General features: G+C 67.2%; 12 protein-coding genes and 2 tRNA genes. 5 read left to right on the forward strand and 9 right to left on the reverse strand.

The genetic code is table 11. The features are described 5' to 3' along the window. Nucleotides 1-17: 17 nt before the first annotated feature. Nucleotides 18-91, forward strand: a tRNA-Ile gene (locus AWC14_RS02880). Nucleotides 92-230: 139 nt separating this feature from the next. Continuing rightward, nucleotides 231-303, forward strand: a tRNA-Ala gene (locus AWC14_RS02885). 662 nt (nt 304-965) lie between these two features. Here AWC14_RS02885 and cwsA read toward each other — a convergent pair. Then, the gene (gene cwsA, locus AWC14_RS02890; RefSeq protein ID WP_045384689.1) at nt 966-1,391 is read right to left on the reverse strand and encodes a cell wall synthesis protein CwsA; all 426 of its coding nucleotides are present in this window, start codon (nt 1,389-1,391) and stop codon (nt 966-968) included. A 109-nt stretch (nt 1,392-1,500) separates the two neighbouring features. On the opposite strand from cwsA, the gene AWC14_RS02895 reads away from it, so the two are divergent. Further along, nucleotides 1,501-2,049, forward strand: a complete 549-nt coding sequence (locus tag AWC14_RS02895) for a peptidylprolyl isomerase (RefSeq protein ID WP_045384712.1) — start codon at nt 1,501-1,503, stop codon at nt 2,047-2,049. On the opposite strand, the gene AWC14_RS02900 is transcribed toward AWC14_RS02895, so the two are convergent. Next, nucleotides 2,046-2,465, reverse strand: a complete 420-nt coding sequence (locus tag AWC14_RS02900; RefSeq protein WP_045384688.1) for a PH domain-containing protein — start codon at nt 2,463-2,465, stop codon at nt 2,046-2,048. The two genes, AWC14_RS02895 and AWC14_RS02900, sit on opposite strands and share 4 nt — an antisense overlap. 155 nt (nt 2,466-2,620) lie before the next feature. Continuing rightward, nucleotides 2,621-2,902: a cell division protein CrgA gene (gene crgA, locus AWC14_RS02905; RefSeq protein WP_045384686.1), complete on the reverse strand. Its 282-nt coding sequence runs from the start codon at nt 2,900-2,902 to the stop codon at nt 2,621-2,623. 124 nt (nt 2,903-3,026) lie between these two features. Between crgA and AWC14_RS02910 the strand changes: the two genes are divergently transcribed. Together AWC14_RS02910 and AWC14_RS02915 are read left to right on the forward strand one after the other, a co-directional pair. Continuing rightward, on the forward strand, nt 3,027-3,764 hold the full coding sequence (locus AWC14_RS02910) for a DUF881 domain-containing protein (RefSeq protein WP_211282288.1): 738 nt from the start codon (nt 3,027-3,029) through the stop codon (nt 3,762-3,764). Between the two features lie 20 nt (nt 3,765-3,784). Continuing rightward, nucleotides 3,785-4,456 (forward strand): aminodeoxychorismate/anthranilate synthase component II, encoded by a 672-nt coding sequence (locus tag AWC14_RS02915; protein WP_057003368.1) that lies wholly within the window; start codon nt 3,785-3,787, stop codon nt 4,454-4,456. On the opposite strand, the gene pknB is transcribed toward AWC14_RS02915, so the two are convergent. From pknB to AWC14_RS02945, 6 genes are read right to left on the reverse strand one after another with little or no spacing between them, the layout of a single operon-like run. Continuing rightward, nucleotides 4,434-6,314, reverse strand: a complete 1,881-nt coding sequence (pknB, locus tag AWC14_RS02920; RefSeq protein WP_045379978.1) for a Stk1 family PASTA domain-containing Ser/Thr kinase — start codon at nt 6,312-6,314, stop codon at nt 4,434-4,436. The two genes, AWC14_RS02915 and pknB, sit on opposite strands and share 23 nt — an antisense overlap. After that, a complete protein-coding gene (locus tag AWC14_RS02925; protein ID WP_045379975.1) occupies nt 6,314-7,615 on the reverse strand; it encodes a serine/threonine-protein kinase in 1,302 nt (433 codons plus the stop codon). The genes pknB and AWC14_RS02925 overlap by 1 nt, the downstream gene beginning before the upstream one ends. Next, nucleotides 7,612-9,087 (reverse strand): D,D-transpeptidase PbpA, encoded by a 1,476-nt coding sequence (gene pbpA, locus AWC14_RS02930; RefSeq protein WP_045379972.1) that lies wholly within the window; start codon nt 9,085-9,087, stop codon nt 7,612-7,614. The genes AWC14_RS02925 and pbpA overlap by 4 nt, the downstream gene beginning before the upstream one ends. Then, nucleotides 9,084-10,523 carry an FtsW/RodA/SpoVE family cell cycle protein gene (locus AWC14_RS02935; protein ID WP_428838933.1) on the reverse strand — a complete coding sequence of 480 codons (1,440 nt, stop codon included), beginning with the start codon at nt 10,521-10,523 and terminating at the stop codon, nt 9,084-9,086. The genes pbpA and AWC14_RS02935 overlap by 4 nt, the downstream gene beginning before the upstream one ends. Then, entirely contained in the window at nt 10,520-12,001 is a 1,482-nt protein-coding gene (locus AWC14_RS02940) for a PP2C family protein-serine/threonine phosphatase (RefSeq protein ID WP_045379969.1), read from the reverse strand. The genes AWC14_RS02935 and AWC14_RS02940 overlap by 4 nt, the downstream gene beginning before the upstream one ends. After that, nucleotides 11,998-12,465: an FHA domain-containing protein FhaB/FipA gene (locus AWC14_RS02945; protein WP_045379966.1), complete on the reverse strand. Its 468-nt coding sequence runs from the start codon at nt 12,463-12,465 to the stop codon at nt 11,998-12,000. The genes AWC14_RS02940 and AWC14_RS02945 overlap by 4 nt, the downstream gene beginning before the upstream one ends. Nucleotides 12,466-12,570 lie beyond the last annotated feature (105 nt).

A 12,570-nucleotide genomic window follows, 5' to 3' on the forward strand; every position in this document is an offset into this window, starting at 1 on the left:
CTCGGTCGTCCGCGTGCGGGCCTATAGCTCAGGCGGTTAGAGCGCTTCGCTGATAACGAAGAGGTCGGAGGTTCGAGTCCTCCTAGGCCCACAACCATGTGCTCGCCCAGACGCTCCGTGAGATTGCTGTTGCCGCTCGCCGCGCTCGCCGTCGCGGCGGCGGTGGTCCGGTCGCGGCGGGGAGTCGAGGTCTGGCACGTGGCCGCTGACCAAACCGCGGACCGCGGCGAGGGGCCTTAGCTCAGTTGGTAGAGCGCTGCCTTTGCAAGGCAGAAGTCAGGGGTTCGAATCCCCTAGGCTCCACACATCGACATTGCGTTTTGGATGTCAGCGCGAACAAGGACATCCCGGCTTGCACGGTTGGATCGAGGTATGCGTGTGGTCAGCCTGCAGGACACCATCTCGGGCGTTCGTTGGGGTCCGGTCTTTCGCAAGGATGCCAGCCGGCGCACCAGCCGGGCGGGTCGGCTGAGTTGCAGGGGTGGTAGTCGCGGTCGTTGTCGTTCACGTTGACCTGAGCATCCGGCGGCACGCAGGTTATGCCGAAATAAGCTGCCGTAGTCGCAGTCATATTGCTGCAATCCGAATATTCCGGTATTGCATACGCGGTGGCGGTGCCGTTGAGAGTGAGTCCGCCCACGAGCGCCGCCGCTGCAGCGATTGCCTTCAGCCGCACGCTATACCTCCCGGTCGATCGGGACGCTATCAGATGCTGGAGGACCTGGAGCGAACTTTCGCGACGACAAGTGAGGCCAGCGATCCGACCGCGTGGGCACAACCCTAATTTGTAATGTCCCACCAAGTTGGGGACGCGCGGTCAGTCGCTCGCAGCGCGCTGGCTCCGAGATGCGGGCTTTCGATGGCAACCGAACCGGTTGGCCAACGCGTTCGGCTTCACGGTCGCGGGCCCGGAAGCGATGAACGCCGCCGCGCGGCACCTTCTCAATCGCGGATATGGATAGCCGTTACGGGCGTGGCTGGACATCGACACTTGGCGGCCGCGGCGACGGCTCGGGGCGCGACGAGCGGCGGATGATCGAGAACGCGACCGCCCCGCCGACCAACGCCGCCGCCGCAATCCCGGCAATCACCCACGGACGCTTGCTGCGGCGCTGGGCCCGGCGCGCCTGCTGAAGCGCTTCCGGCAGGCCGGCAACCACCTCTTGCGCCGCGGCCAGTTCCGCCGTGATGGTCTCTTGGGCGCTCTGCAGGTCCCGCGCGAGCCGGCCCTCCTGGTAGCGGCGACGCAGGTTCGACGCACCCGCCTGCGCGGAGTGCGCACCCAGGCCCACGACGCCGCGCGCGACGTCCACCGGACCCACCGCCGTGTAGGCCAGCCCTCGGGTCAGTCGCTGCCGCGGGGTCAACCGGGTCTTCGTCGTCGCGCTCATCTGCCGCCTTTCTGCCGACCGTCGGTAAAGCTCCAGCCTGCCATCATTGCCGTGTCTGCGGGTCCGATGCGCGGCTACCGGCACCGGCCGGCGGGTGGCCGCAGCGGTGATGGCAGACTGTGATGCCGTGACTACCAGCCCAATTCAGACTGCCACTGCCACACTGCACACCAACCGCGGCGACATCAAGATCGCACTGTTCGGCAATCACGCTCCCAAGACCGTCGCCAACTTCGTGGGACTGGCGCAGGGCACCAAGGACTATTCGACCGAGAACGCCTCCGGCGGCACCTCCGGCCCGTTTTACGACGGCGCGATCTTCCACCGGGTGATCAGCGGGTTCATGATCCAGGGCGGCGACCCGACGGGCACCGGCCGCGGCGGCCCGGGCTACAAGTTCGCCGACGAGTTCCACCCCGAGTTGCAGTTCGACAAGCCCTACCTGCTGGCAATGGCCAACGCCGGGCCGGGCACCAACGGCTCTCAGTTCTTCATCACGGTCGGCAAGACGCCCCACCTGAACCGGCGGCACACCATCTTCGGCGAGGTCGTCGACCCGGATTCGCAGAAGGTCGTCGACGCGATCGCCGCCACCCCGACCGACCACAGCGACCGGCCCACGGAACCGGTCGTGATCGAATCGATCACCATCTCCTAACCCGGCAGCGCGTACCCGGCCTCGGTGAGCGCGTCGAGCACCTCCAACGGGTTGGTGCCGAGGTCCCAGCGCGAGAAAATCAGCAGCCGGTCGTCGCCGGTCTCGATCTCCAGCAGCCGAGTCTTGCGTCCAATCCGCCGGAATTCGGTGATGCGGATGATCTTGATGTCGGGTCGCCGCAAAAGCTGCGTTCGCAACCACCCGCGGACTAGCAGCCCCTCAGGAGTGATTGCCAGCTTCGGCCGTGCGCGCCACGAAACGCTTGCAAACAAGATCAACCCCACCGCGGCAATACCGATGAGGATCCGGCCGGGGGCGTCTGTGACCAGAGTCACACACGCGATAGCCATCGCGACGCCGACGACGCCACAACCTGCGATTCCGGATGTCGACGGTGCCCATTCGGTTTGCTGCACGGGCGTCCTAGACCGTCCTACCTTTGGCGATGGAGTTATCCACAAGCGCTATCAACAATGGGGATGAATCACACGCGTGTGATTGAGTAAACGGTGGGTTGCCAGCACAGTAACGATGCGTGCCCCAAATGAATTCATTACGGTACCGAAGACTGCTACCGCCACCGCATGGTGAGCAACAGACCGGTGATCATGAAAGCAAACGCCACCGCGTAGTTCCACGGTCCCAGTTCGGCCATCCAGTCCAGCACCGACGGCGCGTTGGGTCCGGTAGCGGCCAGCTGAAACACCATCAGCCAGATCAACCCGATCAGCATCAACCCGACGAACAATGCGACGAACCAGACGCTGGACGGCCCGGCCTTGACCTTGACCGGCGTCCGGCTTACCGGACTCGCGGCGAAGTCGTTCTTCTTGCGGACCTTGGACTTGGGCATCGGTACCTCAGGACAGTCGAGCGGATGCAACGATAAAGCTGCAAGCATTGTTCGGCTACGAGACTAACCCACCCGAACACCAGCGAACGGGGAGCCGATGGCCAAACCCACGACGCGCCGTGCCATGAGCGCCCGCGCGCTGTGGCGCGTCGGCGTCCCCCTGGTTTGCCTGCTGGCCGGGCTGCTGCTGGGCGCGACGCACGGGGTGTCGCGAGGCGGTGAAATCCGTCGCAGCGACGCACCGCGGCTGGTCGACTTGGTGCGTGAGGCGCAGTCCAATGTCGACGGGCTGTCCAGCGAGCAGGATCGCCTGGCCGCCGCGATCGACTCCACCCACGGCCGGTCGGCGGATGCCGCGCTGGCGGCGATGCAGCGACGGTCCGCGGAGTTGGCCGGCGACGCCGGCCTGGACCCGATGCACGGACCCGGCCTGGTGGTGACGCTCACCGACGCGCAGCGCGACGCCAACGGCCGATTCCCCCGCGACGCCTCCCCCGACGATCTCGTCGTGCATCAGCAAGACATCCAGGCCGTCCTCAACGCGTTGTGGAGCGCCGGCGCGGAGGCGATCCAGGTGCAAGACCAGCGCATCATCGCCACCTCGGCGCCGCGCTGCGTCGGAAACACCTTGCTGCTCAACGGACGTACGTACAGTCCGCCGTACACGATCACCGCCGTCGGCGATCCCGGCGCCATGCAGGCCGCGTTGGCCGCCGCTCCCCTGGTGACGCTCTACAAGCAGTACGTGGTGCGCTTCGGACTCGGTTACAGCGAACAGGTCATGCCCGACGTGCGCATCGCCGGGTACACCGAGCCGGTCCGGATGCACGTCGCCAAGCCCGCCGGCCCGGTCAGCTACTGAGCCAGGGGTAGCCTGTTGCGATGCGGATCCTGGTCGTCGACAACTACGACAGCTTCGTCTTCAACCTGGTGCAGTACCTCGGGCAGCTCGGTGTCGAGGCGCAGGTGTGGCGCAACGACGATCCCCGGCTGTCCGACCCCGCCGCGGTAGCCGCCGAGTTCGACGGCGTGCTGCTCAGCCCGGGACCGGGTACACCCGAGCGCGCCGGCGCCTCGATCGGCCTGGTGCATGCCTGCGCGGCGGCGCGCACCCCGCTGCTGGGCGTGTGCCTGGGGCACCAGGCCATCGGCGTGGCGTTCGGCGCCACCGTGGACCGCGCCCCGGAGTTGTTGCACGGCAAGACCAGCAGCGTTTTTCACACGAATGTCGGTGTGCTGCAAGGCCTTCCGGATCCATTCACGGCAACCCGCTATCACTCGCTGACCATCCTGCCGGAGACCCTGCCGGCCGAACTCGAGGTGACTGCCCGTACTCGCAGCGGCGTGATCATGGGCGTCCGGCATACCGAGCTGCCCATCCACGGGGTGCAGTTCCACCCCGAGTCGATCCTCACCGAGGGCGGTCATCGGATGCTGGCCAACTGGCTGGCCTACTGCGGACACCCCCGCGACGACGCGCTGGTGCGCCGGCTGGAGAACGAGGTCGTGAAAAGCACTGCCGCGGTGGCGCCTACTGACCGAACTTCAGCGTGATCGGGCCGTCCTTGTTGACGCCTTGCCCTGCCGCCGGGCTCTGGTAGACGATCCGGTTGTGCTTGTCACCGCCGGCGTCGACGTCGGCGCCCTTGACCAGCACGCCCGTCCAACCCAGCGCCCGCAGCTGCGGTTCGGCGTCGGTCCAGAACATGCCGGACAAGTCGGGCATCGTGAACTGGTTGCCCTTGGATACCTGTAGCTCGATCACCGAGTCCACCGGGACGGTGGCGTCGGCGGGCGGATTGGTGCCGACCACCTCGCCGGCCGGGCGGGAGCTGTCGACGGCGGCCTCGGTGAACTTGGTGAAGCCGTAGACCGTGAGGTTCTTTTGGGCGAGCTCGACGGTCTGCCCGGCGACGGCGGGAACCTGTTTGGTCGCCGGACCCGACCCGACGATCACGGTGATTTCGTTGGTGATCGCCGACGTCTGGTTGGCCGGCGGGTTGGTCCCGATGACCCGGTCCTTCATGTCGGGGGTCGACGGCGAATTGACTTGCTTGAACCGCCCGAATCCGGCGGCCTTCAACTTCTTCACCGCCGACGCGTAGCTCAGCGACGACACGTCGGGCACCTCACGCTGCTCCGGTCCGGTGGAGACGTTGAGGGTGATCTCGTCGCCGGCACCCACCGACGAGTTGGCGCCCGGATCGGTGCCGATGACATGGTCGGGCGGGACGGTCGAATCGGGCTTTTGCTGTGTGCGGGTCTTGAAGCCGCGGTTCTGCAGCGTCGCGATCGCATCGGCGGATGCCTGCCCCCGCACATCGGGCACCTGCACCTTGCGCATGTTGCCGCCGAACGTGTTGATCACGATCGTCACGATCACGGTCAGCACGGCCAGCACCGCCACCGCGATCAGCCAGCGGCCCACCGAACCGGCATTGCGGTCCCTGGCGAAGTCGAGTTGCTGGCGCGGCAGCGGGTCGGTCTGCGGCCCCACCGGCACGGTGGGATGCGACGCCAGCATCGACGTGCGCTCGGCATCGGTGAGCACCTTGGGCGCTTCGGGCTGCTCGCCGTTGTGCACCCGAATCAGGTCGGCGCGCATCTCGGCGGCGGTCTGGTAGCGGTTGTCCGGGTTCTTGGCCAGCGCCTTGAGCACCACGGCGTCGAGCTCCGGAGGAATGCCCTCGTGTCGCTGCGACGGCGGGACGGGGTCTTCGCGGACATGCTGATAGGCCACCGCGACCGGCGAGTCGCCAACGAAAGGTGGCTCGCCGCAAAGGATTTCGTAGAGCACACAACCCAGCGAGTAGACGTCGGAGCGGGCGTCCACCGGCTCGCCGCGGGCCTGTTCGGGCGACAGGTACTGCGCCGTGCCGATCACCGCCGCGGTCTGGGTGACGCGGTTGCCGCCGCTGTCGGCGATCGCCCGGGCGATGCCGAAGTCCATCACCTTGACCGCGTTGTTGTTGCTGATCATGATGTTGGCCGGCTTGACGTCGCGGTGGATGATGCCGTGCTGGTGAGAGAAGTTCAGCGCCTGGCAGGCGTCGGCGATCACCTCGATGGCCCGCTTCGGCGGCATCGGGCCGTCGGTGTGCACGATGTCGCGCAGCGTGACCCCGTTGACGTACTCCATCACGATGTACGGCAACGGCCCGGCGTCCGTCTCCGCCTCGCCGGTGTCGTACACCGCGACGATCGCCGGGTGGTTCAGCGCGGCCGCGTTTTGCGCCTCGCGCCGGAATCGCAGATAGAAGCTCGGGTCGCGGGCCAAATCCGCGCGCAACACCTTGACCGCGACGTCGCGGTGCAACCGGACGTCGCGGGCGAGGTGAACCTCGGACATGCCGCCAAAGCCGAGGATTTCGCCCAGCTCGTAGCGGTCGGACAGGTGTTGCGGGGTGGTCATTACCGTATCTCGTGTCGGTCCAGCGACGCGTACGTCAACGCGACAGCCACCGGCTGCCCGTTTCGGTGTCCAGAATTACCGGTTACCCCGCGATCCGTCCAATTAGACGGCTGTACAGTCGACGAGCCCGCGTTACTCGGCGACTTGCTCGGTGTCCCGGTATCGGTGACCGTCGGCGCCGACGGCTGAGGCTGTGTGTTCTCGTCGCGAGAGTTGATGACGATGAGCACCGCGATGATGATCGCCAGCGCGCCCAGCACACCGGCCGCCCACAGCAGGGCACGCTGGCCCGACGAGAACGTGCGCCGCGGCGGCGGTGGCCGGTGCCCGCCCGTCGTCGGCCGTGATCGGCGCGCCGCCGGGGTCCGGCCGCTGGGGTTGGCGACGGCCCTTGCCTTGGCGCCGGACGGGATGGAGGCGGGGGTGGCTCGCCCGGGCGTCGCCGCCTGGTTGGGTCGCGGCGGCCGGCGGCCGGCGCGGACGGCGGCGACGGCGTCGGCGAACGGTCCACCGCTGCGGTAGCGCATGCCGGGATTTTTGACCAGCGTGATCTCGATGAGTTCGCGCACGTTGGGCGGCAGCTCACTGGGCAGCGGCGGCGGCGGCTCCTTGATGTGCTTCATCGCCACCGTCAGCGCGCCGTCACCGGTGAAGGGTCGACGGCCCGAAACACATTCGTAGCCAACAACTCCCAGCGAGTAAACGTCACTGGCCGGCGTGGCGTCGTGGCCCAGCGCCTGCTCGGGGGCGATGTATTGGGCGGTGCCCATCACCATGCCGGTCTGGGTGACCGGTGCCGCGTCGACGGCCTTGGCGATACCGAAGTCGGTGATCTTCACCTGACCGGTCGGGGTGATCAGGATGTTGCCCGGCTTGACGTCGCGGTGCACCAGCCCCGCGGCGTGCGCGACCTGCAGGGCCCGACCGGTCTGCTCGAGCAGGTCCAGCGCGTGGCGCAGCGACAGCTTGCCCATGCGCTTGAGGACGGAGTTGAGCGGCTCGCCGTTGACCAGCTCCATCACCAGGTAGGCGGTGCGGCCCTCGCCGTTCATCTGGGTTTCGCCGTAGTCGTGGACGCTGGCGATCCCGGGGTGGTTGAGCATCGCGGTGGTGCGTGCCTCGGCGCGGAACCGCTCGATGAATTCGGGGTCGGAGGAGAACTCGCTCTTGAGTACCTTGACCGCGACGCGGCGACCCAGCCGGCTGTCCACCGCCTCCCACACCTGGCCCATGCCGCCGGTGGCGATGAGGCGCTGCAGGCGATACCGGCCAGACAGCGTCACACCTACTCGCGGGCTCATGGTCCTCCCTGCAGCGCGGCCTCGATCACCGCCCGCCCGATCGGCGCGGCCAACGCGCCGCCGGTCGCGGACAGCCGGTCAGCGCCATCCTCCACCAGCACCGCAACCGCCACCTTCGGGGTCTGCGCGGGCGCGAAGGCGATGTACCACGCGTGCGGTGGAGTGTTGCGCGGGTCGGTGCCGTGCTCTGCGGTACCGGTCTTGGATGCGATCTGCACGCCGGGGATCGCCCCTTTCTGCTGTGTGACTTGCTCGGCGCCGACCATCAACTCTGTTAGCTTAGCCGCGACCTGCGGTGACACCGCACGGCGCTGTTCGTGCGGGGTGGCCCTGCTGATGTTGGCCAGGTCCGGCCCCTTGAGGCTATCGACGAGGTAGGGCCGCATGGTGACCCCGGCGTTGGCGATGGTCGCGGCCACCAGCGCGTTCTCCAACGGGGTCAGTGCGACATCCTTCTGCCCGATGCTCGACATGCCCAACGCGGCGGCGTCGGGGAGGGGGCCGAGGGTGGACTCGGCGACCTGCAGCGGAATGGGGTCCGGCGCGGCGTCGAGGCCGAACGACTGCGCGGTACTGCGCAGGGCGTCGGCGCCGGTGAGCATGCCGAGCTGAACGAATGCGGTGTTGCATGAGTGGGCAAAGGCTTCGCGCAAGGACACCGTCGGCTCCTGGCCGCAGGACGTGCCGCCGTAATTCTCGAGCGTGGCGCTGCTGTCGGGCAGCGGAATCTTCGGTGCCGCGGTCAACTGCTCGTCCTCAGTGGCGCCGGACTGCAGCGCGGCGGCGGTGGTGATGACCTTGAAAGTCGAACCAGGAGGGTAGGTTTCGGCGATCGCCCGGTTGGTCAGCGGGGAGGCGGGGTCGTCGCGCAACCGCTGCCAGGCCTGCGACTGTTCCTCGGCGTTGTGCGAGGCCAGCAGATTGGGGTCATAGGACGGCGACGACACCAGCGCCAGGATCTTGCCGGTGGACGGCTCCAGCGCGACCACCGCGCCCTTGCACGGACCACCGCAGCCTTGCTGGAGCGCGTCCCAGCCGGCCTGCTGGACGCGGGGGTTGATGGTGGTGTCGACGTTGCCGCCGCGGGGATCGCGGCCGGTGAAGAAGTCGGCCAGGCGACGGCCGAACAGCCGCTGGTCGGAGCCGTTGAGCAGCGGGTCTGCGGCGCGCTCGAGCCCGGTGCTGGAATAGCGCAGCGAATAGAAGCCGGTCACCGGCGCGTACACCGCCGGGTCGGGATAGACCCGCAGGAAGCGAAAGCGGTTGTCAGTGGCCACCGAATAGGCCAGCAGTTGCCCGCCGGCGGTGATCTGACCGCGTTGGCGCGAGTACTCGTCGAGCAGAACCCGCTGGTTACGAGGGTCGGAGCGCAGCCCGTCCGCGGTGAACACCTGGGTGAGGGTGGCGTTGAACAGCAGCAAGACGATCAGCGCCATCACGGTCAGCGAGATCCGGCGCAGGGAGGTGTTCATACCCGCTCGATCACCTCGGTGCTGGCCGCCGCGATCGGCGACGTGTTGCGCGGCCGGGCCCGGAACGGGCGTCGTGCGGCGTGCGAGATGCGCACCACAATGGCCAGCAGCACATAGTTGGCCAAAAGCGACGAGCCGCCGTACGACATCCACGGCGTGGTCAGACCGGTCAGCGGAATCAGCTTGGTGACGCCGCCGACCACGATGAACAACTGGATGGCCAGCGTCGAGGACAGGCCCGCGGCCAGCAGCTTGCCGAAGCTGTCACGCACCGCGATCGCGGTGCGCATCCCGCGAATGATCACGATCGTGTACAGCATGAGAATGCCTGCCAGACCGACTAATCCGAGCTCTTCGCCGAATGCGGCGACGATGAAATCGGTGGACGCGGCGGGCACGGTATCGGGTTGTCCGTTGCCCAGCCCGGTCCCGAAGATGCCGCCGGTGGCGAAGCTGAACAACGACTGCACCATCTGGTAGCCGTTGCCGTCCGGGTCGGCGAACGGGTCCAGCCACGTCTGGACCCGCACCCGCACGTGGTCGAAAACGTAGTAGGCCGCGACGCTTCCCAGCGCGAACAACGCCAGCCCGATGACGACCCAACTGAACCGCTGCGTGGCGAGATAAACCACGACCAAAAACGACGCGTACAGCAATAGCGAAGTGCCCAAGTCCTTTTCGAAGACCATCACCCCGACGGAGATGACCCAGGCCGCCAGCAAGGGCGCGAGGTCACGGGGGCGGGGCAGGTCCATGCCCAGGACGTGCTTGCCGGCGCTGGTGAACAGCCCCCGTTTGGCCACCAGCACGGCTGAAAAAAAGATGAGCAGCAGGATCTTGGAGAACTCGGCGGGCTGAATCGAAAAGCCCGGCAACCGAATCCAGATTTTGGCGCCGTTCTGTTCGGAGAACGACGCCGGCAACATCGCGGGAATCGCCAACAACACCAGGCCGGCCAGCCCGCTGATGTAGCCATAGCGGGCCAGCTGCCGGTGATCCTTCAGCGAGCTCACCACCAACGCGAACGCGGCCACCCCCACCACCGTCCACAGCATCTGCTGGTTGGCGCTGGGGCCGCTGTGGTGGCCGGGGCTGGCGAGGTCGAGCCGGTGGATCATCACCAGACCCAGGCCGTTGAGCAGGGCCACCACCGGGAGCAGGAGCGGATCCGCGTAGGGGGCGAACCGCCGGATAGCCAGGTGTGCGCCGACGAAGACCGCCAGGAATGCGGCGGCGTAAGTCACCAAATCCCAACGCAACCCGCGGTCCTGGTTGGCCTGGACGATCGTCAACGCCGCCGCAGTGATCACGGTGGCGAAGCACAGCAACAGCAGCTCGGAGTTGCGCCGAGTCGGAAGCGGAGGAGTTACTGCGACTGGCGGCTGCGGCGCCGTGCTCAATGCGCGCGTCGCCTCGTCGTCGCCGGCGCGGGTCATGCCGCCGCCCGGCAATCGGTTCCTGGCTCGGGCGGTGGCGGGGGAAGTGCAGTCACTGTGGGCGCGGTCGTCGTGGGCGACGGACCTTGCGCGGGTTCTTCGGGACCCGCCGTGCTGCTCGGCGGTGCGCCCGGTTCGGGTGTGCGGCTGGTGGGCGACGGGTTCTTTGGCGCAGTCGAGGGCGGCGAGGTAGCCCTTGGCGGCGGACACGGCGGCAGCAAGGAGCCGGCGGACAATTGATGAAGTTGCGCGATGGCGTCCTCGAGCGTGCCGGCGGGCAACCCGGCTGCGACCTGTGCGCGTTCGGACGGGCGCAGGTCGGACAGTTTCATGGGCTGGCAGTTCAGCGTGCCCTTGGACTGGCCGTAGCTGATCTGCGACAGTTCGTTTCGGCCATTGAGACAGCCCACCAGATATGGCTCGTGCAGCGGAAAGCCCAGGATCGAACCCTGGATGCCGCGCATGATCGACACGTTGCCGTTGTAGGCGGCGACGTAATAGTTGCTGCGGATCACCGTGCGTCCGACCGCCAGCCCGGACAGGATCAGCAGCACCACCAGCGCGGCGCCGATCGCCATCCGCCGCCGCGACCGCCGCGGGCGCGGAAACGTATCTATTTGCGGCAGAACACGTTTGACGACGCTCTTGCGGGGATTGATGGCCGATGCCCGCCCGGCGGCAGTGTTGGGCCGGGTGAGTTGGTCCTGATCATCGAAGTCACCCGATACCGCGCCGGCGATGATCGGCTGGGTCGGCCCGTAGTTGTCGTCAACGACGTCGGCGACCACGACCGTCACGTTGTCGGGTCCCCCGCCGCGCAGCGCCAGTTCGATCAGCCGGTCGGCGGCCTCGACCACGTCCGGAATCTTCAGCGCCTCGAGGATGGTCTCGTCGCTGACCGGATCGGACAGTCCGTCCGAGCACAGCAGGTAACGGTCGCCGGCGTGCACCTCGCGCATGGTCAGTGTCGGCTCGACCTCGTGACCGGTCAGTGCCCGCATGATCAGGGAACGCTGCGGATGGCTGTGCGCCTCTTCGCGGGTGATGCGGCCCTCGTCGACCAGGGTTTGGACGAAGGTGTCGTCCTTGGTGATCTGCGTCAACTCGCCGTCGCGCAGCAGGTATCCACGCGAGTCGCCGATGTGCACCAATCCAAGTCGGTTGCCCGCGAACAGGATTGCGGTAAGAGTGGTGCCCATTCCCTCGAGGTCGGGGTCCATCTCGACCTGGGCCGCGATGGCCGAGTTGCCGGCGCGCACCGCGGCGTCGAGCTTGGCCAGCAGATCACCGCCCGGCTCGTCGTCGTCGAGGTGAGCCAGCGCGGCGATCACCAACTGCGAGGCCACTTCGCCGGCCGCGTGACCACCCATGCCGTCGGCCAGAGCCAACAACCGCGCGCCGGCATAGACGGAGTCTTCGTTGTTGGAGCGCACCAGGCCGACATCGCTGCGAGCCGCATAACGTAAGACCAGGGTCACGGGCGCAACTCGATTACCGTTTTGCCGATGCGAACCGGCGTGCCAATGGGAACCCGTACCGCCGTCGTCACTTTCGCCCTGTCAAGGTAAGTACCGTTGGTCGATCCTAAGTCCTCGACGTACCATTCCGAGCCTCGCTGGGATAGCCGCGCGTGCCGCGTCGAAGCGTAGTCATCGGTGAGCACCAAGGTCGAATCGTCGGCCCGGCCGATCAGCACCGGTTGGCCGCTCAACGTGATCCGCGCGCCCACCAGTGAGCCCTCTGTCACCACCAGGTAGCGCGCGGTGGTCCGCCGCTGTCGCGACGGCAACAGGGTGCCGCGCAACGCCAAGCCCCGCCGCACCATGACCGCGCCGGTCGGCGCGTAGATGTCAGTCCGCAGGATTCGCAACACCGACCAAATGAATAGCCATAGCAGCATCAAGAATCCGGCGCGCGTCAGCTGCAGTACCAATCCCTGCATCTGGCGTCCTCTCCGTCCTGGCATCGCTCGCTCCGCCCGCGACACCGAGCACATCAGCAACGTCACGATACTTGGACAGCGCTTGACGCGGGGTTAGCTTGGCCC

The organism is Mycobacterium kyorinense (genome assembly GCF_002101735.1).
Taxonomy (GTDB): domain Bacteria; phylum Actinomycetota; class Actinomycetes; order Mycobacteriales; family Mycobacteriaceae; genus Mycobacterium; species Mycobacterium kyorinense.

Excerpts from the sequence above, each read along its gene's own strand:
- cwsA (WP_045384689.1), bottom strand. The coding sequence starts at position 1,391 with ATGAGCGCGACGACGAAGACCCGGTTGACCCCGCGGCAGCGACTGACC.
- AWC14_RS02895 (WP_045384712.1), top strand. The coding sequence starts at position 1,501 with ATGGCAGACTGTGATGCCGTGACTACCAGCCCAATTCAGACTGCCACT.
- crgA (WP_045384686.1), bottom strand. The coding sequence starts at position 2,902 with ATGCCCAAGTCCAAGGTCCGCAAGAAGAACGACTTCGCCGCGAGTCCG.
- AWC14_RS02910 (WP_211282288.1), top strand. The coding sequence starts at position 3,027 with ATGAGCGCCCGCGCGCTGTGGCGCGTCGGCGTCCCCCTGGTTTGCCTG.
- AWC14_RS02915 (WP_057003368.1), top strand. The coding sequence starts at position 3,785 with ATGCGGATCCTGGTCGTCGACAACTACGACAGCTTCGTCTTCAACCTG.
- pknB (WP_045379978.1), bottom strand. The coding sequence starts at position 6,314 with ATGACCACCCCGCAACACCTGTCCGACCGCTACGAGCTGGGCGAAATC.
- AWC14_RS02925 (WP_045379975.1), bottom strand. The coding sequence starts at position 7,615 with ATGAGCCCGCGAGTAGGTGTGACGCTGTCTGGCCGGTATCGCCTGCAG.
- pbpA (WP_045379972.1), bottom strand. The coding sequence starts at position 9,087 with ATGAACACCTCCCTGCGCCGGATCTCGCTGACCGTGATGGCGCTGATC.
- AWC14_RS02935 (WP_428838933.1), bottom strand. The coding sequence starts at position 10,523 with ATGACCCGCGCCGGCGACGACGAGGCGACGCGCGCATTGAGCACGGCG.
- AWC14_RS02945 (WP_045379966.1), bottom strand. The coding sequence starts at position 12,465 with ATGCAGGGATTGGTACTGCAGCTGACGCGCGCCGGATTCTTGATGCTG.